We start from the raw sequence: 19,240 nt of genomic DNA, 5'->3' as shown, positions 1-19,240 counted from the left end.
GGGCTCGGTGCAACCGGTGAGGGGCTTTAGTCGAGCCCGAGCTCATCCTTGCCAAAAGCGAACAGGTACGGGACGCCCGCCTCGGCTTCGATGCGCTCCTTCGCGCCGGTGTCACGGTCAACGATCACGGCGACGGCGACGACGTTGCCCCCGGCGTTGCGCACACCCTCGACGGCAGTGAGTGCCGAACCTCCGGTGGTGGAGGTGTCCTCCAGGACTACGACGTCGCGGCCGGCGACGTCGGGGCCTTCCACCTGGCGTCCCATGCCGTAGGACTTCTGCGCTTTGCGGACCACGAACGCATCAACGGTTCCCCCGCTGCGGGCCGAGGCGTTCATGACTGCGGTCGCTACGGGATCCGCACCCATGGTCAGCCCGCCCGCGCTTGCGAACTGGATGCCCGCGGAATCGATCATGTCCAGCATGACTTCGCCCACCAGCTGTGACGCCTCGTGGTGCAGCGTGATGCGGCGCAGGTCAATGTAGTAATCGGCTTCCTTGCCGGAGGAAAGAGTGACCTTTCCGCGGACCACGGCAAGCTCCTTGATCAGTTCCAGGAGACGGGCACGGGACGCGGTGATCTGCGGGGAAGTCATGACCTCAATCCTATCCGAGCACCGCATCCGGCCCCTGTTCCGGCCGGCTGAACTGCGTCACAGAACGCGCGGCACCTGCCCTCCGCAACAGCGCGTTGTATAGGCTGAACGCCATGCGCGAACTTCAAGCCGAAATCATTGCCGAAATGGGTGTGCACCCCGCCATTGATCCGGAAGCGGAGATCCGGCGCCGGGTGGACTTCCTCAAGGACTACCTGCACGCATCCCACACCAAGGGGTTTGTGCTGGGCATCAGCGGCGGCGTGGACTCCACGCTGGCAGGCCGCCTGGCGCAGCTTGCCGTCGAAGAGCTGAACGCCGAGGGCACGGACGCCAACTTCGTGGCCCTTCGCCTGCCCTACCGCGTCCAGCACGACGAAGACGACGCCCAGGCGGCGCTGTCCTTCATCCAGCCCAAGACCTGCTGGACCTACAACATTGGCGACGCCGTGGACGGTTTCGAAAAGGCGTACGCGGCCATGGACGCCGGACCGCTCAGCGACTTCAACAAGGGCAACATCAAGGCCCGGGTCCGGATGACCGCCCACTACGCAGTCGGCGGCGAACACAACCTGCTGGTCATCGGCACGGACCACGGCGCGGAATCCGTGACCGGGTTCTTCACGAAATACGGCGACGGCGGCGCGGACATCCTGCCCCTGTTCGGCCTCAACAAGCGCCAGGTCCGGTCCCTGCTTACTGCCCTCGGTGCACCCGAGAAGCTCGTGGGCAAGGCCCCGACCGCGGACCTGCTCGACGGCGTGCCCGGCCAGACCGACGAGACCGAACTCGGCATCACGTACGACGAGATCGATGACTACCTTGAAGGCCGCGAGGTTTCGGAAGAGGCAGCCGAGAAGATCGAGAAGCGGTTCCTGATGACCCGGCACAAGCGGACGACGCCGGTGTCGATTCTTGATTCCTGGTGGAAATAGGTTCTTTCGGTTGAGTTGGGCCCAGGCAGGCCTCCCGGGCGGGCCGGAACGGCGGCAACGAAACTCCTTCGCTCGCAGAGCTCGCTTGGAGTATTGAAGCCGCCTAACCCGGCCCGTCCGTGAGCGTGTTCCCTCCCCCGTCGGCGGTTGGTTTGTGGCGGCTAACCCGGCCCGTCCGTGAGCGTGTTCCCTCCCCCGTCGGCGGTTGGTTTGGAGCGGCGGCTAACCGGCCCGTCCCGTGACTGTGTTCCCTCCCCCGTCGGCGGTTGGTTTGGAGCGTCGGCTAACCCGGCCCGTCTGTGAGGGGTGAGCTGGGCGTGGAGCTGCCCAAGCTGGCCCCTGCCCGCCAGTGGTTGAGGGGGCGTGGGAGTCGGTCTTTCGGATTTCCCTCGTTCAGGGTGCCAATACGCGGGGCCGGACCGTGGCGGACCACCCTTCCCACGTTCAGGTGCTCCTGTTACCGGTGTGACCCCGGGAGTCACCATCTGCAACAGAACGTGGGAACGGCGGGCGGATGAGGCGGTGACAACGGATTGAGTCCCTCCTGACTGGTAAACCCTCCAATTTGGGCCGCCATCGGGTCAGTTTCCCTGCCATTCCGGGACATTCCTCCAGTTAGGGACCGCCAACGGGTCGGTTTCCCTGCCACTCCGGGACAACCCTGCCCCTTCGGGACTTCCCTGCGCGGCGCCACGGCAGGATTGTCCCGCCACGGAAGGGATGTCCCATTTCGGCTGAAATGTCCCAAGTGGCACAGCCCGCACAGAAGCGAACCGTGCGCAGGCAGACAGCCCAGGTTCAACCGAACGGCCGGGCGGACGGCCAAGGATCGGGCGAACAATCAACGAGCCTGGAGAGCGGTCCGGATTAGGCGGACGGCCAACGAGCTTGGAAAACGTGCCGGGCCGAGGTCAGGCGGACAGCCAAGGACCAACAGACGGTCCGGGGCAGTACAGACACTTAACGAGCCCGGAGGACGGTCCGGGTTAGGCGGCTTTAATACTTCCTGCGAGCCCTGCGAGCACGGAAGTTTCGTTGCCGCCGTTCCGGACCGTCCTCCCAGCGCCCGGCGGGCCCGGCAGGCAGGACCGGCAGGCGGACGCCCAGGCGGGACCACCCGGCGGGCCCCGCCTAAGCCGCCGGAAACGGCGCGTCCAGGAACGTAGGCCCCTCTTGCGCGGATTGGGTAACGTAGCAAGGGTGAAGATTGCTACCTGGAACGTGAACTCCATCCGTGCCCGCGCCGACCGCGTTGAAGCGTGGCTGCAGCGCTCCGACGTCGATGTCCTGGCCATCCAGGAAACCAAGGCCAAGGATGACAACTTCCCCTGGGAGATGTTCGAATTCAACGGCTACGAAGTGGCGCACTTTGGCCTCAGCCAGTGGAACGGCGTCGCCATTGCGTCCAGGGTAGGGCTCGACGACGTCGAGCGCACCTTCCCGGACCAGCCGCACTTCGGCAAGACGGCGGAAACTACTGCCGCCGAGGCCCGGGCGATTGGTGCAACCTGCAACGGCGTGCGGATCTGGAGCCTCTACGTTCCCAACGGCCGTGCCGTGGACGATCCCCACATGCCGTACAAGCTTGAGTGGCTGAAGGTCCTGAAGGACCAGGCTGCGTCGTGGGTCGAAGCCGATCCGAACCTGAACCTGGCACTGATGGGCGACTGGAACATTGCCCCGCGCGACGAAGACGTCTGGGACATCGACTGGTTCCGCGCCCAGAACGCCACACACATCACCGAACCCGAGCGGGCAGCTTTCCAGGCCTTCCTCGACGCCGGTTTCCAGGATCTGGCCCGTCCGTACACCGAAGGCCCGGGCGTCTACACGTACTGGGACTACACGCAGCTGCGTTTCCCGAAGAAGCAGGGCATGCGCATCGACTTCGCGCTGGGCTCCCCTGCGCTGGCCGCACGTGTCACCGGCGCCAGCATCGACCGGGAGGAACGCAAGGGCAAGGGTGCCTCGGACCACGCACCCGTGATCGTGGAACTGGACTGAGCATGGCCGGGACACCGGAGGCTACCGTGTGGCGGACTTTCCCCTACGTGTCCTACCTCCGCGCCTACGAGCCGCTGGATGCGTTCGACGACGACCAGCAGCTGCGCATCCTGGACCAGCGCTCCCGTGCCCGCCACGAAACGGAAGTGCTGGAACGCAGCGACGCCGTTCGGCGGCTGGTGCGCGCCGTTTCCGATCCGTTCCCGCACAATTCAACGGACCTTGTCCGGGTGCTGCACCATCCGGGCCCGGACGGCACGACCACACGTTTGTACTGCCCGAACCAGCTGGCCGTGCGGACTTCCCTCGCCGCGGAATCCCTCGGCGAAACCGTGCACGGACCGCTGGTGGATGTGCTGCTGCCGGAGGTGGCTCGGGAGGCCCATGCCGCACGGATCGACCCTGATTCATTCGCCGATTCCCTCGCGAAGCTGCACACCCGCTCGGCAACCTGGGGTGTGCCGTTCGGCTGGTTTGTCCTGATGCATGAGGACGACCAGACCGAGGTGGTCGAGGAAGACGGCCGCGTCCTGACCGTCCGGCTCTCGGCACCAATTCTGCAGTGCATTGAACGTGCCCGGCACGCCGCTGCCGCTCTGGCTCTGGCCGCCCCGGACCTGGACCTGCTGGACGAGCTGACGGACCTGGTGGCGTGGATGGAAGTCTTCTCCCCCGCCGCGGTGCTGGAACTGGACTACGGACTGGTCGCAGACCTGGTCTATCCGGACGATTCCCCTTCCGACGTGCGGCTGGGCATCGAATCGCTGGCCGACGGCGACATGACCGGCGCCGCTGCAGCGTACCGGCGGCTTGCGGGACGGTGGATTCCCATCCGCCAGCTGGCCCGCGCCTCCTAGAGGGCGAAGCAGACTGCACCCTGTGCCCGGCGGACCAGGCACTGGCCGAGTCCGGCCACTAGCCAAAGCCGCCAGCCGAACGGGTCCCCGGGTCCAGGTCCGGGAAGGTGAGAGCCCGCTTGGCGCCCGGCGACAGCCCTAGCGGACCCGTTCCTCCCGGCCGATCCGGTAGCGCCTGCCTGCTTCCAGGCTGATCAGCACGGTTGAACTGCGTCCCAGCGCAGCGTCCAGGGCGTCAACCAGGTTGGTGGCATCCGCAGCAACCAGATGCGGCGCGGCACCCTGGCGCGGCACGATCCGCACCCGCAGCCCGTTGCCGTTCCGGAGCGCCCAGGTGCTGACTCCAACAGAGGTCACGTCCGGGTCTTTCAGCAGTGCTTCCCGCAGCGCCTGCTCCGGCACAGCGCCGCTGATGGCGATGCGGCCCGAGGCGCCCTCGTCGTCGTACTCCGCTATCAGCGTGTCCACCCGGCCGCGGCCCTGCGCGGCGATCCAGAGAACCAGCAGCACCGCGATGACAATCATCGCCAGGGCCAGGGCGGGCCAGAGCCAGCTTTGGGTCTGGCCGGGAATGGCGGTGCTGCCCAGGATTCGGCCGCCTTCGGCCATGACGGCCGGGCCGGTCTCCTGCCACCAGCTGGCAGCAGCGGGATCAACGCTGAGCAGGACCAGACCGGCACCCAGTGCCAGGAGCAGCAGCCCGGCGAGTCCGAGGAGCACACGGTTCAGGGATCGAGGGGTGCGGTTCACTGGCCGATCGCCCCCACGGTAGAGACCAGCACGGTGACTTCGGGCTGCGGCTGCAGGCCGGTCAACGCCAGCTCGTCCTCCACACCGGCCCGGACGGCGTCCGAGTCAACAGGGATGCCGGAGGTGGGACGGATCCTGACTTCAACGCGGCTCCGGCCTACGGTCACCAGGACCTGGCTGGACGTGACGCCGGCGGTGAGGCGGGCGCGGCGGGCCAGGGAAGAGGCCAGAACTTCGGCATCCACTACGACGGCGGCGCGCGGGTTGGGTATGGCATAGCGTGCGCGGCGGCCCGGCAGGACCGCCATCAGGAAGAACCAGAGACCGGCCAGGAAGATCAGGGCTCCGGCCAGGCCCAGGAACAGGGGGTCAGCGTCGCGGGGCAGGCCGGCCAGCCAGTGCGCAAAGGTGGGCGGATCAATCAGCCACTCCTCCTGGCCCAGTGACTGCAGCACGGACTCCAGAAGAACGTACAGGCAAAGGAGAATGCCGAGTACGGCGGCTATGACCGCCGGGACGGTTCGCGCGGCGTGGGTCTCCCGCCGCACGATCCTGCCGGTGGCCGACTCGGTGGGCGGGGCAGCCGTGGTCTCGCTCATTTGACCCGGGCCCCTTCCTGCACGCGGATGCCGGTCACGCGGATGTCCACCAGGGAAAGGATGGAGCCGGTCAGGTAGGTGATGCGCTCCAGCAGTGCAGGTTTGGAGGCGTGGACCCGGTCCCAGACTGACCCGCCGGTGCGTTCAACCAGTCCGGGGTCTTTGACGACGGCGCTCAGCGGCGGCATGGTGACCGGCAGTGCAAGGGACAGTGCCAGCAGTCCCTGGTCGTCGCTCCACGTCACGCGCACGGCAGAGGCTGGAATCCCAAAGTGTTCAGCGGACACAGCCTGCGCCGTGCTGGTCAGGGCCTGGGTGCTGATCCGGTTGTGCCCCGCCAGTGATGTTCCGGTGCGGGGCTGTGCAGGTACGACGGCAGTGCTCATGAGGAGGAACGGCGCCCGGTGAGTGCGTCCCGCACGCTGCGGAAGTCCACCTTGCCTTCCGCGGCCCGGCCCAGGAAAGCTCCTACTGCGATGAACAGTGCCATCAGCAGGAAACCCCAGAAATCAAAAAGAAGTGCCGTGAATGCCAGCACGGCACCCACTGCCATGCCCACCACTGTCGGTTTCATTGTTCCTGCCTTACTTTCGGTCCCCTGCAGGACCGGATACGCATTGGATGATCCTTCGATGCCCGGACGGCTACGCATGCTGGTCCTGGCCCGTGCCGGGCTGGCGTTTAACTGCCCGGGTGTCCAGTGCGTCCGGAACGTGGACGTCCGCAATTGAAACGTTGACCTCCACCACGTTCAGCCCCACAAGGTCTTCGACGGCGGTGTATACGGCGGCCCGCACTGCGTCTGCGATGCCCGTCAGCGGAACTCCGTAGTCCGCCACGAGCGTGATGTCCACGGCAGCTTCGGTCTCCCCGACTTCAACGTTCACGCCGGCTGTGGCGCTGCTGTCCGAACCGGCGACGGCGTCGCGCACCGCTCCCAGGGTCCGGCCGGCGCCCGTGCCAAGGGTGAAGACACCAGGGACGGCCCGCGCGGCAATGGCGGCTACCTTCGCCACGGCCTGTTCGGCAATGGAGGTGCGGCCGCCGGGTTCCCCGTCCGGTCCGGGTGCAGACGGCGGGGGAACCGGAGCTCCTGCGGCGGCCGGGCCCGGGATACCCGGGCTGGCCTGATGGGCGGCCCCGGCGGGCTTTGGTCCGGGACCGGGCGGCGGCTGAGAGACTGCGCCTGGACCGGGCTGAGCCGGCGTCGGATTCACTGGCTGTGCGGCGGGAGCGGCAGGACCGTTTCCCGGCGTGATCTGGGCATCTTCCATAAGAGCCAAGCCTAGCCCCTCACCTGCTCCGTTGGGCAGGGAAGGGTCAGCCCATTCGTACGCGCCGGCCGGTCACCTGGGTGGGATCGATGCCCACGAACAGGTTCCGCTGCCCGCCGCCATAGGGTGCAGCGGTACGCATCCCCCACAGTGTTGTCAGCAGCGACTCGTCCTTCACGGAGTTGGCACGGCCGCTGACCAGGACGGACCAGCCGGCCATTGCCTCGCCGTCGTGCGCGTCCACCTGGAATGAAGTGTTCAGATCCCCCGGCAGGAGCGCCAGTCCACTGTCTTCACTGGTCCGGAAATACACGGATTTGTCGTGCACCAGGTAGTTCACGGGAAAGACCAGCAGCCGTCCGTCCTGCAGGAACGCAATCCTGCCGGTTTCCTGGCCGCCCAGCAGGGACCAGCACTGGGCTTCGCTCAGCTCCTCATTCGCATGCGGGCTGACTGAGTCCCATTGGAACGCTTCACTGTTCGGAATCATCTTTGACCTCCAAGGTTCGAAGCTCCCAGTGAACCGGGCGGACCTGAGGAAGAAAAGGCCTGCCGCGGCTGAGCCGGGCAGACACGGCCAAATCGGGTCCGGACAAAAAGAAACCCCGCACTCACTGAGTGCGGGGTTCTAGCTGGTGGCTCCGACCGGCGTCGATCCGGTGACCTTTCGATTTTCAGTCGAACGCTCTACCAACTGAGCTACAGAGCCGGGCATCATCGAAAAGATGATCACCGAGATCTTCCAAAACGCTTCAGAAAATCTGAGCGACCCTGACGGGACTTGAACCCGCGACCTCCGCCGTGACAGGGCGGCGCGCTAACCAACTGCGCTACAGGGCCTTGCTTTTCACGAGTGTAAACTCTACCAGCTTTTCAGCGGTGTAATTACCACTCTCGTGAGTACCCCCAACGGGATTCGAACCCGTGCCGCCGCCGTGAAAGGGCGGTGTCCTAGGCCGCTAGACGATGGGGGCTTAAGACACGCAGCGTTGAACTTGGCTGACTCCGAGGTTACTCGGTTCCAGTCGTGTTTCCCGGCTGCGGACTTATAAAACTATAGGGCCTATTCGCGCGATCTTCAAAATCGGGTTCCGGGCACCCACGGCTAGAGTAGAAATGTGCCAATCGAGATGAGCCCCGATGACTTCGAAGCCGCCGTCGACGACGCCCTGAACTCCATCCCGGAGGACCTGGCCAAGGCGATGAACAACGTGGCTGTCTTCATCGAGGACGAATACATCCCTGCCCCGCATGAGGACCCGGAAACAGAACTGCTGGGCCTGTATGACGGCACGCCTCTCACCGAACGGGATTCCTGGTGGGGTGCCGGTTCCCTGCCTGACAGGATCGTGGTTTTCAGCGGACCGCTAACCCGGATGTGCGACTCCCGCGACGAACTCGTCGACGAAATCCGGATCACCGTCATCCACGAGGTAGCCCACCACTTCGGAATCGATGATGCCCGGCTGCACGAACTGGGTTGGGGCTGACTCATGGGCGATCATTCCGGCCACAGCCACGGGCTGCCGTCAGGCACAGCCACCGGAAGGCACCGCCGCAAACTGCTGGCGGTCTTCCTCATCACCATCTCGGTGGTTGTTATACAGGCAATCGGAGCGCTGCTCTCCGGCTCCCTGGCGCTTCTCGCCGACTCCGGACACATGCTTTCCGACGCCGCGGGTGTTTCCATCGCACTGCTCGCCGCATGGATTGCCGGGCGGCCCGCGACGTCCAAGCGGACCTACGGCTACCAGCGCGCAGAAGTCCTCGCTGCCCTGGCCAACGCGGTGCTGCTGATCGTGATCGCCGTCGTCATCTTTACGGAAGCTGTCCGCCGAATCGGGGACGCCCCCGAGGTGCAGACGGGGATTATGCTCTTCGCCGCCATCCTCGGCGGCCTGGCGAACCTGGTTTCCCTGCTCATCCTGCGTTCCGGGCGCAAGGAAAGCCTGAACGTGCGCGGAGCCTACCTGGAAGTCCTTGGGGACCTGCTGGGCTCAGCCGCCGTGGTGATTTCCGCCGTCGTAATTATCCTGACCGGCTACCAGCAGGCGGACGTCTGGGCGTCGTTCCTGATCGCTGCCATGATCCTGCCGCGTGCCTGGTCGCTGCTGCGGGAAGTGATCGACGTACTTCTCGAAGCGACGCCGCAGGGTGTGGATGTGGAAATGATCCGCGAACACATCGGCCGGGTTGAGGGAGTGCAGGATGCCCACGACATCCACATCTGGACCATCACTTCGGGAGTGCCGGTTTTCTCGGCCCATGTGGTGGTTGATGAGGAATACCTGACGCCGCAGGGCATGGACACCATCCTGGACCGGCTCTCAGGCTGCCTGTCCAGCCACTTCGACACCGAGCACTGCACCTTCCAGCTGGAGCCCGAGCGGCATGCCGTCCACGAAGGCGAACGGCACGCCTAGGCCCTGCGCCTACTCTTCGGCCATGGGGCCAAACTTGGCCCGGTCTTCGAGCCGGGGATCGTCATAGTCCGGAACCACCATGACCGGCCCCTTGGCATGGTGCAGCACGCTCTGGCTGGTGGAGCCCAGCAGCATGCCGGCGAAGCCGCCGCGTCCGCGGGTTCCCAGCACCACCAGCTCAACATTGGCAGTGCGTCCCACCATGATTTCCGCGGGCGGGCCGTCAACCAGCTCCACGGACATTTCAACGTCCGGGAAGTGGCTCTGCAGCCAGTTGCGTCCGGCACTGAGCTGTTCCATCAACTCCGCGTGCAGCGCGTCGATGTCCAGCGGAGCAGGCACCCAGGCCAGGGAGCCGCTGAACGGCGGCAGGGCGCACACAATGCGCAGCGGCAGGCCGGTGCTTCGCGCCTGCTCGGCCGCCACGAGCGAAGCGGCGCGGCCCTGCTCGGAGCCGTCGACGCCCACGACGACCGCCTGATGGACATCCTCAGGCACCGGAGATCCTGACGGGGCGGAAACACCGGATTCGGGCAGCCGTCCGGCAGTCCGCAGCGGAACAATGACGGTGGGGCACTTGGCATGGGCCGGGAGGGCACTTGAAACAGAACCGAGCAGCCGCCCAACGAACCCGCCCCGCCCGCGGGAACCGACCACCATGAGGTCCGCGTCCTCGGAAAGTTCAAGCAGGACGGCGGAGGCGTCCCCGCTCTCAACCCGGGCAACGACTTCCAGACCGTCGTGGGAAACACGGGCGAGCGCTTTTTCCTGCACGGAGCGGGCGCCGTCTCGGATAACCGCGTCATCAACAGCGGTGTAGCCGGCGTCCATCGACGACGCCGCGAATATGGGAACGGTGTAGGCAGTCACGACGTGAAGCGGGACCCCGCGCCGGCGGGCTTCCCTGGCGGCCCAGGTGAGCGCGCAGATGCTCTGGTCCGATCCGTCCACACCGACCACGATCCCGGAACGGACTTGCCCCGCCTCAAACTCAGAATCGAACAAAACCGGCTCCCTTCGGGGTGCACGCAGCCCCCGTCGGCTGCGCTCCTGGTGCCAGCCTACCCGTCCGCTTCCCTATAAGGAGGCGGATGTCACGCAAGCCGACCTGAGTTAAAGCCCCCGGGCACGTCAGGACTAATATCGAATGGGGCATTCGTCTGGCCCGGACCACAACACTCACTCAGAGGGAAACCGTCATGCTCAAGCAAGGTTCAAAACTGGACCGCTATTTCGAAATTTCCAAACGGGGCTCCACGGTTGGAACGGAAGTCCGCGGAGGCCTGGCGACGTTCTTCGCCATGAGCTACATAGTGGTCCTGAATCCCCTGATTCTCGGCGGAGCAGACGGTGCCGGCAACGTTCTGGGCGGTCCCGCGATCGCGGCAGCCACAGCATTGGTTGCCGGCGTGCTAACCATCATCATGGGCGCGTGGGCCAAGCACCCCTTCGCAATGGCCACGGGCCTTGGCGTCAACGCCTTCGTGGCAGTCACGGTTGCCACTACTGACGACCTCACCTGGCCCGATGTCATGGGCCTGGTGGTTCTGGCCGGCATCACCATGTTCATCCTCGTCCTCACCGGTTTCCGGACAGCAGTATTCAGGGCCGTCCCCGCAAGCCTGAAAACCGCAATCGTGGTTGGCATCGGCCTGTTCATTGCCCTGCTGGGCTTCGTAAACGCCGGGTTTGTCCGCCGCGTCCCCGACGCCGCCGGCACCACGGTTCCGGTCGAACTGGGGTCCGGCGGAGACCTGCTCGGCTGGCCCACGCTCGTGTTCGTCTTCGGGCTGATCCTCACCATCGTGCTGATGGCCCGCAAGGTTCGCGGCGCCATCCTGATCGGCATCCTGTCCTCGACCGTCCTGGCAGTGGTTGTCGAGAACGTTGCCTCGCCGGGCAGCCAGGGCGCGGGCGTGCCAACAGGCTGGTCCCTGGTCACACCGAGCATGCCGCAGTGGGGCGCCCCGGACCTGTCACTGATCGGCAGCTTCAACCTCTTCGGTTCCTTTGAGAAGCTGGGCATCATCGGTGCCTCGCTCCTGGCTTTCGTAATCCTCCTGAGCATCTTCTTTGACGCCATGGGAACCATGGTTGGGCTTGCCACCGGGGCCGGAAGCATCGACAAGAACGGCAACATCCCCAACGTTGACCGTGTGCTGCTCGTTGACGCAGCCGGCGCGATCGCCGGCGGCGGAGCCAGCGTCTCCTCCAACCAGCTGTTCGTTGAATCCGGTGCCGGCATCGGCGAAGGTGCCCGTACCGGCCTGGCGTCCATCGTCACAGGCCTGCTCTTCATCGCAGCCATGTTCCTGACACCGCTGATCTACCTGGTGCCGTTCGAAGCAGTGGCGCCTGCTCTCGTCGTCGTGGGTTACCTGATGGTCACCCAGGTGGCGAAGATCGATTGGTCGGACATCGGGCTGGCCCTGCCGTCCTTCCTGACCATTGTGCTGATGCCCTTCACCTACTCGATCGCCAACGGCCTGGGTGCCGGTTTCGTCTCCTACGTGCTGATCCGCACGGTGCAGGGACGGGCCCGGGAAGTCCACCCGGTGATGTGGATTGTTGCCACGGCGTTCGCCGTCTTCTTCTGCGTCGGCCCGATCGAGGCTGCACTGGGTGTGTAACCGCGCACGGCAGTAAGTGCAGCCGCAGGCCGCAAAGGAAAGTGCCCCCGCCGTCCGGCGGGGGCACTTTCCTTTTAGGGCTTTAGGCGGGCCGGGCTTCCCCGTCCGCCTCGGCGTCGTGTATCACCTGGGATCCGCGCCCGAAGGCACGCACTTTGGCGTCGTCCCAGAGCTGGGCCGGCAGTGCACCTCCGAGCAGCGTCCGGGGCAGGGCTGCGTCCTCGGCAAAGGGGACGTCGGAGCCCGCAATGATGATGTTCCCGTAGCGCCGGCCCTTGAGCATGGCCGGGTCCGCCACAATCGCGGTGTGCCGGAAGGAAGCGGCGATGGTGGCCGCTTCGCGGCGGGCCATCCGCAGGTCCGGGGCGTCGCCGCAGTTGACCACGTAGAGCCCGTCCGCTGCCAGCACACGCTTGGCATGGACCAGGAATTCAGCCGAGGTGAGCGGCAGCGGGGTCTTGTCTCCGGCGAAGACGTCGCGGATGAGCAGGTCGCGGCTGTCCTCGCTGAGGGACTCAGTCACCTCGCGCGCTTCGCCTACCCGCAGCCGCATCAGCGGTGCCCGCGGAAGGTCGAACCAGCCCCGCACCAGTTCGGCAAGCTTTCCATCCAGTTCGACGACGACCTGGCGCGCTCCGGGGTAAACGTCGGCGAAGTAGCGGGCCATGGAGCAGCCGCCGCCGCCCAGGTGCAGTGCGCGGAGACGGGCGTCTTCCGGGAACCGGGACTGAACCAGCGCAGCGATCCAGCGCATGTATTCGAAGTCCAGTTCCCGCGGATTCGCCAAATCGATGTGCGATGAATGCACGCCGTTGATTTTCAGCAGCCACCCGGTGGGGGAGAACTGGTCCGGAAGCAGTTCGCAGGTTCCGGTATCAATCTCGTAGCGGCCCTCCACGGGTCCGCGGCCACCGCCTGGCAGCTCTTCAGGGGCGGTCTTGCCGGGGCGTTTCCTGCCCATCAGTATTCTGCCGGGAAATCGGACACGGGGACGTGCACAAAGCTCATGCTTCCAGCTTAGGCTTCACAGCCGTCCGCCCGGTGCCGCTCCGGGTACCGGCTCGTGCTCTCGGCTTCACTTCACGACGGCGATTGCGAATCCATCCCAGCCCTTGGCACCAACGGTCTGCAGGGCGGAGGCCTCCAGCCTCGGATGGGAACCGAGCAGCTCAAGCGCGGCGCGGGTCCCCTGTACTGTCTCGTCGCCCCCGGAGTCCAGGACGCCGCCGTAGCGCACCACGTTATCCAGGATCAGGACGGCCCCCGGCCGGGACAGCCGCACCGCCCACTCCAGGTAGGCGGGGTTGTTTACTTTGTCCGCATCGATGAACACCAGGTCAAACGGTTCCTGCCCTTCAAGCCCGGGAAGGGTCTCGAGTGCAGGGCCCACCCGGACCTCTACCTGATGCCCGACGCCGGCGCGGTCAAGGTTTTCGCGGGCCACCGAGGCGTGGAGGGGTTCGTACTCGCAGGTGACCAAGGTCCCGCCGTCGGCCAGTCCCCGGGCGAGCCAGATAGTGCTGTATCCGCCCAGCGTTCCGATTTCCAGGATGCGGCGTGCACCGTGGATCCGGGCCAGCAGCATCAGGAACTTGCCCTGGCCGGGGCTGACCTCAATTGGCGGCAGGCCGGCTGCTGCCGAGTCTTCGACGGCGGCCTCCAGGGCCGGGTCCGGATGGACCACTGTGGCCGTGAGGTAGGAATCGACGTCGGCCCAGCCCTGGGTTCCCAATTCGGGGCTGACGGTTGAGTGCTGGCGTGCCCCCGGCGTTCCCTGCTCCGCCGTGCCGCGGCTAGGAGTGCCCACGGTATTCGTCCTCGGCTGCCAGGATCTCCTCCAGTCGCTCAACCTTGCCGGTGAGTTCGCCGGTGTGGCCGGGGCGGATGTCCGCCTTCAGCACCAGGGACACCCGGCTTCCGTACCGCCCAACTGCTTCGGTGGCACGGCGGATGACGTCCATGACCTCATCCCATTCACCTTCAATGGTGGTGAACATGGCGTCAGTCCGGTTCGGCAGCCCGGACTGGCGGACAATCTTGACGGCGGCGGCCACGGCGTCGTGCACGGAAGCGTCAGCGGACGGACCGCCGGGGCCGGTTTCCGGACCCACGCCGGACGGGGCAACTGAGAAGGCTACAAGCATGCGCCCAGTCTGCCACCGGAGGCGGCAAACCAGAACCGTTCCGTAGCGGAGCGCAATACAACCGCTCCTAGGTTCCCGGGGTGGCCTCCGGCGCTGCCGAATCAGCTGCGGTATCGGCGGCGATATTGCCGGCGGTGGCCTCATTCCTTGGGTTCAGCCGGGACTTCCGCTGCCCGTACATGAAGTACAGCGCGAAGCCGAGCGCCAGCCAGAACATGAAATAGATCCAGGTTTCCACGGATAGGTTTGTCATCAGGTACAGGCACAGCAGGGTGGACAGGACCGGCAGCACGGGCCCGAACGGCACCCGGAATGCCGGCTTGAGGTCCGGGCGCTTGCGGCGCAGCACCAGCACCCCGGCACTCACGACGACGAAGGCGGAGAGGGTGCCGATGTTGATCATTTCCTCCAGCAGGTCCACCTGGGTGAAGCCTGCCACCAGGGCAACCAGCACGCCGCAGAGGATCTGCAGGCGGGCCGGGGTGGCGTGCTTGGAGCTGGTGCGGGACAGTGCGCGGGGCAGCAGCCCGTCACGCGACATTGCCAGCACCACGCGCGCCAGGCCCATCAGCAGCACCATGATCACGGTGGTCAGGCCAATCAGGGAACCGATGGCGATGACCTGCGCCGCACCGGTGTTGCCTACCAGGCTGAAGGCGGTGGCCAGGTTGGGAGCTTCCACGGATGCCAGCTCCGTGTAGGAAACCATGCCGGTTAGGGCCAGTGAAACACCGATGTACAGGGCGGTCACCACGGCCAGGCCGGCGAAGATGCCGCGGGGAAGAGTGCGTCCGGGGTTCTTGACCTCTTCAGCGGAGGTGGCAACGACGTCGAACCCGATGAAGGCAAAGAACACCACTGCCGCACCGGCGAGGACGCCCAGCATGCCGTACTGGGCCGGTGCCGCACCGGTGAGGAAGGAGAACAGCGACTGCGCCATGACGCCTTCAGTTCCGGTCGCTTCGGTGGAAACTGCCTCCGGGATAAACGGTGTGTAGTTCTCGAAGTCGATGTAGAAGAACCCGGCCACGATCACGAACAGCACAACACCGATCTTGATCAGGGTGAACACATTGCCAACGCGTGCGGAGAGCTTGGTGCCCATGACCAGCAGCACGGTGAAGAGCGCGACGATGAAGAACGGACCCCAGGTCATGTCCACCGGGCCAAGGGAGATGGTGGCCGGAATGTCCCAGCCGATGAGGGCGAAGACCTCGCTGAGGTAGATCCCCCAGTACTTGGCGATCACAGCTGCCGCGGTAAATAGTTCCAGGATGAGGTTCCAGCCGATGATCCAGGCGATCAGCTCGCCCATGGTGGCGTAGGTAAAGACGTAGGCGGAGCCGGCCACGGGGATCGCTGTCGCAAATTCCGCGTAGCACATGATCGCGAGCGCACAGGTGATGGCAGCGAGGATAAAGGAGAGCGTGACCGCAGGTCCTGAGAACTCAGCGGCAGCTTTGGCGCCCACGGAGAAGATGCCGGCACCAACAGCGACTGCCACGCCCATGATCATGAGGTCCCACGTTGTCAGGGACCGCTTCAGGCGGCGCCCTTCCTCGTCGGCATCAGCCAGTGATTGCTCTATGGGTTTGGTGCGGAACAGGCTCACTGCGTGGGTCCTTGCTGTGGGGGCGGCTAGGAACGGTCATAAGAGGCCGTGATTCAAGTGTAGGCACAGCGTGCTGGCTAAGTGCAGTTGCCTTTGCGACTATGGGAGAGGCCCGTGTGCAGCGGGCGCCTTTCCTAGAGAACGGACATTGCCATGGCCCGTGGAATCTATGTAAGTGCCATGACTCCGGGTTCCGGCAAGTCCCTGATCAGCCTGGGCCTGGCAGACATGCTCCAGCGGCATGCGGACCGGATTGGGTTCTTCCGCCCGATTGTCGAGGGCAATGACCGCGACAACGACCCGATGGTCCGGCTGATGCAGCGCCGCTTCGACCTGAGCACTTCCAACTGCCGGGGCGGACTCACCAGGCCGGAACTGAGGGCACTGCTGGTCGCGGGTGAACGCGGGGAAGTCGATGCCCGTTGCCTGGCGGTCTACAGCGAGATTGCCGCGAACTGCGACGTGGTGATTGTTGAAGGGACCGACCTTTCCGGCCACGACGTCGCGCTGGAGTTCGATCTGAACGCCCGCCTTGCGAACAACCTGGGCGCCATGGTCATGGCGGTGGTCAACGCCCGGGACATGGGTGTGGAAGAAGCCGCCGACGCCGTTGATGTTGCCCGCGGCCAGCTTGCCGCCGCCAAGTGCGACCTGCTGGCGGTGATGGTCAACCGGGCCGAGGAGTCAGCAGTGGATGAGCTGCGCGCCCACGTCCGCCCAGGTGCCTCCCACCGGCCCGTTTACGTACTGCCTGAGCTGAACGAGATTTCCCAGCCTTCCGTCTCCGAAGTCGCCAAGGCTCTGGACGCCCGGCAGATAGCCGGCAGCCGGTCGCTTGAACGCGATGTCACCGGCGTAAAGGTTGCGGCCATGACGGTCGGCAACTTCATCGGCCAGCTGGAAGACGGGTCACTGGTGATCGCGCCCGGGGACCGGGCCGACGTTATGGTGGCAGCCCTGGCCTCTTCCTTCTCGGCGGAGTTCCCCGTGCCCAGCGGCATGATCCTGACCGGAGGCCTGCCCCTGGAAGCAGGGATCCTTGCACTGCTCGCCCAGGCCCCCTTCCCGGTGTTCGCCGTGGATTCCGACACCTATGCCGCGGCACGCGACGTCAGCAACGTCAGGGGTGAGATCGCCACCGGACAGAGCCGGAAAGTGGCGGCGGCACTCGGCGTCTGGTCGCGTTATGTGGACGAGAACGAGCTGCTGGAACGGCTGGAACTGCCCCGTCCGGAAAAGACGACGCCGCTGCGTTTCCTGAACGAACTAATCGTCCGGGCCCGGACCAACCGCCGGCATATCGTCCTGCCTGAAGGCCTGGACGTGCGGATCCTGCGGGCAGCGGAGATCCTCCGGCGGCGGGACGTCTGTGCCCTGACCCTCCTGGGGCCAGCCGACCAGGTCCGCGAGCTGGCTGCCAGTGAAGGCATTGATCTCAGCGGCATTACGGTCATCAACCCGGCCACCAGCGGAATGCGGGACGACTTTGCCCGGGAGTACCAGCAGCTACGGGCCAAAAAGGGCGTGACGCTGGAGGAAGCCGGCGAACGTATGCTTCAAGGGGCATATTTCGGCACCATGATGGTGAAGCTGGGCCGCGTGGACGGCATGGTGTCCGGAGCCGCCCACACCACGGCCAACACCATCCGCCCTGCACTTGAATTCATCCGCACCAGGGACGGGGTGCAGATTGTCTCGTCCGTTTTCCTGATGCTGCTCCAGGACCGGGTGCTGGTCTACGGTGACTGCGCCGTGAATCCCGATCCCGATGCCGGTCAGCTGGCAGACATTGCGCTGGCGTCCGCGGCCACCGCCGAGCAGTTCGGCATTCCCCCGCGGGTGGCCATGCTTTCCTATTCGACCGGCGCGTCCGGCAAGGGGGACGCCGTCGAGAAGGTCCGCCAGGCCACTGAGCTGGTCCGGAAGGCGCGGCCGGACCTCCCGGTGGAAGGGCCCATCCAGTACGACGCCGCGGTCGACGCGTCCGTGGCTGCCTCCAAGGCGCCCGGGTCCTCGGTGGCCGGCCAGGCGACCGTCTTCATCTTCCCGGACCTCAACACCGGCAACAACACTTACAAAGCCGTCCAGCAGTCCGCCGGGGCCGTGGCTGTCGGCCCCATCCTGCAGGGCCTGCGCAAGCCGGTCAACGACCTTTCCCGCGGCTGCACGGTGGATGACATCGTCAATACCGTGGCCATCACCGCCGTTCAGGCGCAGGAGGACTAATGCTGGTTCTAGTGGTTAATTCCGGTTCCTCATCGCTGAAGTACCAGGTGCGGGACACAGACACGCGTGAGGTCGTAGCGAAGGGACTGATCGACCGGATTGGCGGGCCGGACGTTCCGGACCATCACGAGGCACTGGTACTGCTGAGGAAACAGGTCGCCGAGGCCCTGGACGGCAGGCGGATCGACGCCGTCGGGCACCGCGTAGTCCACGGCGGCGAGCGCTTCAGCCAGCCGGTGCTGGTGAATAACGAAATTACCCGCGCCATTGAACGGCTCAGTCCGCTGGCTCCGCTGCACAACCCGGCCAGCGCCATGGGAATCCGGGCGGTGACGGACCTCTACCCGGACGTCCCGCAGGTTGCCGTCTTTGACACCGCGTTCCACCGGTCCCTCCCCCAGCGCGCCTGGCGGTATGCCATCCCCCAGTCCCTTTACCGCCGCTACGGCATCCGCCGTTACGGATTCCACGGCACCAGCTGCGCCTACGTCAGCGGGCTGGCTGCGGATTTCCTGGGCGTACCGGCGAACCAGTTCGACGCCGTCGTGGCCCACCTCGGCAACGGAGCCTCCGTTACGGCATTGAAGAACGGCCGCAGCATCGACACCTCCATGGGCTTCACCCCGTTGGCCGGGCTGGTCATGGGCACCCGGTCCGGGGACATCGATCCTTCCATCCTGGTGTTCCTGGGACGGGAAGGCTACGGCCCCGACGAACTGGACGACCTGCTGAACCGGGAGTCCGGGCTCCTCGCCCTGGGCGGGGCTGCGGACATGCGCGAGGTGGAGGAAGCAGCAGAGGCCGGCAATGAGGAGGCGAAGCTGGCACTCGAAATCGCAGCCTACCGGCTGGCTAAATACATCGGGGGCTATCACGTTGCCGTAGGGGGCGCGCAGGCCATCGTGTTCACAGCCGGCGTTGGCGAGAATGCGAGCGACTTCCGGGCGCAGGTGGCCGGACACCTTAGCGCCCTGAATGTCCGCCTTGACCCGGAAGCAAATGCGGTGCGTTCAAAGGAGACTCGCCGGATCAGCTCACCGGAATCAGCGATCGAGGTGCTGGTGGTTCCCACCGATGAGGAGGAAGCCATCGCCGAGGCGACGGTGGATACCATCCTGGCCGCAGGCAGGGAGTAGAAACCACGCTTCGACGTGCGCCGCAACCCTACTGGCCGGTACCCGAACAATGAT

Annotated in this window: 20 protein-coding genes and 3 tRNA genes; 8 read left to right on the top strand and 15 right to left on the bottom strand. The window is 65.6% G+C overall.

The features are described 5' to 3' along the window. Window positions 1–26 precede the first annotated feature (26 nt). Complete coding sequence (pyrE, locus tag AO716_RS09075; protein WP_055240580.1) at window positions 27–596, bottom strand: orotate phosphoribosyltransferase; 570 nt, start codon at window positions 594–596, stop codon at window positions 27–29. A 113-nt stretch (window positions 597–709) separates the two neighbouring features. Between pyrE and nadE the strand changes: the two genes are divergently transcribed. The 3 genes from nadE (at window position 710) to AO716_RS09060 (ending at window position 4,392) form a co-directional block, all read left to right on the top strand. Then, entirely contained in the window at window positions 710–1,531 is an 822-nt protein-coding gene (gene nadE, locus AO716_RS09070) for an ammonia-dependent NAD(+) synthetase (protein WP_055240579.1), read from the top strand. A 1,200-nt stretch (window positions 1,532–2,731) separates the two neighbouring features. Next, complete coding sequence (locus AO716_RS09065) at window positions 2,732–3,535, top strand: exodeoxyribonuclease III (protein ID WP_055240578.1); 804 nt, start codon at window positions 2,732–2,734, stop codon at window positions 3,533–3,535. A 2-nt stretch (window positions 3,536–3,537) separates the two neighbouring features. Then, window positions 3,538–4,392, top strand: coding sequence for a hypothetical protein (locus AO716_RS09060; protein WP_055240577.1), 855 nt, complete (start codon window positions 3,538–3,540; stop codon window positions 4,390–4,392). Between the two features lie 138 nt (window positions 4,393–4,530). Here AO716_RS09060 and AO716_RS09055 read toward each other — a convergent pair whose 3' ends face one another. From AO716_RS09055 to AO716_RS09015, 9 genes are all read right to left on the bottom strand, one after another. Then, complete coding sequence (locus AO716_RS09055) at window positions 4,531–5,142, bottom strand: hypothetical protein (protein WP_152969926.1); 612 nt, start codon at window positions 5,140–5,142, stop codon at window positions 4,531–4,533. Beyond that, window positions 5,139–5,741 carry a DUF6286 domain-containing protein gene (locus AO716_RS09050; protein ID WP_055240575.1) on the bottom strand — a complete coding sequence of 201 codons (603 nt, stop codon included), beginning with the start codon at window positions 5,739–5,741 and terminating at the stop codon, window positions 5,139–5,141. The genes AO716_RS09055 and AO716_RS09050 overlap by 4 nt, the downstream gene beginning before the upstream one ends. Next, entirely contained in the window at window positions 5,738–6,127 is a 390-nt protein-coding gene (locus AO716_RS09045) for a hypothetical protein (protein ID WP_055240574.1), read from the bottom strand. Before AO716_RS09045 ends, AO716_RS09050 begins: the two co-directional genes overlap by 4 nt. After that, complete coding sequence (locus tag AO716_RS09040) at window positions 6,124–6,315, bottom strand: DUF2273 domain-containing protein (RefSeq protein WP_055242076.1); 192 nt, start codon at window positions 6,313–6,315, stop codon at window positions 6,124–6,126. The genes AO716_RS09045 and AO716_RS09040 overlap by 4 nt, the downstream gene beginning before the upstream one ends. Window positions 6,316–6,385: 70 nt before the next feature. Then, a complete protein-coding gene (locus AO716_RS09035; RefSeq protein WP_055242074.1) occupies window positions 6,386–6,856 on the bottom strand; it encodes an Asp23/Gls24 family envelope stress response protein in 471 nt (156 codons plus the stop codon). A gap of 205 nt (window positions 6,857–7,061) precedes the next feature. After that, window positions 7,062–7,505, bottom strand: coding sequence for a pyridoxamine 5'-phosphate oxidase family protein (locus AO716_RS09030; RefSeq protein ID WP_055240573.1), 444 nt, complete (start codon window positions 7,503–7,505; stop codon window positions 7,062–7,064). Between the two features lie 143 nt (window positions 7,506–7,648). Further along, window positions 7,649–7,724, bottom strand: a tRNA-Phe gene (locus AO716_RS09025). A 57-nt stretch (window positions 7,725–7,781) separates the two neighbouring features. Continuing rightward, window positions 7,782–7,855, bottom strand: a tRNA-Asp gene (locus tag AO716_RS09020). Window positions 7,856–7,916: 61 nt separating this feature from the next. Further along, window positions 7,917–7,989: transfer RNA gene (locus tag AO716_RS09015), tRNA-Glu, on the bottom strand. Window positions 7,990–8,145: 156 nt separating this feature from the next. Between AO716_RS09015 and AO716_RS09010 the strand changes: the two genes are divergently transcribed. After that, on the top strand, window positions 8,146–8,505 hold the full coding sequence (locus AO716_RS09010; RefSeq protein WP_055240572.1) for a metallopeptidase family protein: 360 nt from the start codon (window positions 8,146–8,148) through the stop codon (window positions 8,503–8,505). 3 nt (window positions 8,506–8,508) lie between these two features. Next, window positions 8,509–9,438, top strand: a complete 930-nt coding sequence (locus tag AO716_RS09005) for a cation diffusion facilitator family transporter (protein WP_055240571.1) — start codon at window positions 8,509–8,511, stop codon at window positions 9,436–9,438. A 9-nt stretch (window positions 9,439–9,447) separates the two neighbouring features. On the opposite strand, the gene AO716_RS09000 is transcribed toward AO716_RS09005, so the two are convergent. Further along, window positions 9,448–10,443 (bottom strand): universal stress protein, encoded by a 996-nt coding sequence (locus AO716_RS09000; RefSeq protein WP_055240570.1) that lies wholly within the window; start codon window positions 10,441–10,443, stop codon window positions 9,448–9,450. Between the two features lie 194 nt (window positions 10,444–10,637). On the opposite strand from AO716_RS09000, the gene AO716_RS08995 reads away from it, so the two are divergent. Next, the gene (locus AO716_RS08995) at window positions 10,638–12,068 is read left to right on the top strand and encodes an NCS2 family permease (protein ID WP_055240569.1); all 1,431 of its coding nucleotides are present in this window, start codon (window positions 10,638–10,640) and stop codon (window positions 12,066–12,068) included. Between the two features lie 82 nt (window positions 12,069–12,150). Here AO716_RS08995 and AO716_RS08990 read toward each other — a convergent pair whose 3' ends face one another. The 4 genes from AO716_RS08990 to AO716_RS08975 form a co-directional block, all read right to left on the bottom strand. Beyond that, complete coding sequence (locus tag AO716_RS08990; RefSeq protein ID WP_055240568.1) at window positions 12,151–13,029, bottom strand: spermidine synthase; 879 nt, start codon at window positions 13,027–13,029, stop codon at window positions 12,151–12,153. Between the two features lie 114 nt (window positions 13,030–13,143). Then, complete coding sequence (locus AO716_RS08985; RefSeq protein WP_055242072.1) at window positions 13,144–13,800, bottom strand: O-methyltransferase; 657 nt, start codon at window positions 13,798–13,800, stop codon at window positions 13,144–13,146. Window positions 13,801–13,861: 61 nt separating this feature from the next. Continuing rightward, window positions 13,862–14,212, bottom strand: a complete 351-nt coding sequence (locus AO716_RS08980) for an MTH1187 family thiamine-binding protein (protein WP_055240567.1) — start codon at window positions 14,210–14,212, stop codon at window positions 13,862–13,864. Window positions 14,213–14,279: 67 nt separating this feature from the next. Next, window positions 14,280–15,824, bottom strand: coding sequence for an amino acid permease (locus AO716_RS08975; protein WP_055240566.1), 1,545 nt, complete (start codon window positions 15,822–15,824; stop codon window positions 14,280–14,282). A gap of 153 nt (window positions 15,825–15,977) precedes the next feature. Here AO716_RS08975 and pta point away from each other — a divergent pair, with 153 nt between their 5' ends. Both pta and AO716_RS08965 read left to right on the top strand, forming a co-directional pair. Next, entirely contained in the window at window positions 15,978–18,050 is a 2,073-nt protein-coding gene (gene pta / locus AO716_RS08970) for a phosphate acetyltransferase (protein ID WP_055240565.1), read from the top strand. Further along, the gene (locus AO716_RS08965) at window positions 18,050–19,186 is read left to right on the top strand and encodes an acetate/propionate family kinase (protein WP_055240564.1); all 1,137 of its coding nucleotides are present in this window, start codon (window positions 18,050–18,052) and stop codon (window positions 19,184–19,186) included. Before pta ends, AO716_RS08965 begins: the two co-directional genes overlap by 1 nt. Window positions 19,187–19,240 lie beyond the last annotated feature (54 nt).

Source organism: Arthrobacter sp. Edens01 (genome assembly GCF_001307035.1).
Classification (GTDB): Bacteria; Actinomycetota; Actinomycetes; order Actinomycetales; family Micrococcaceae; genus Arthrobacter_B.
The sequence above is the reverse complement of the archived record's forward strand: the minus strand, read 5'-3'. Positions and strand labels throughout refer to the sequence as shown.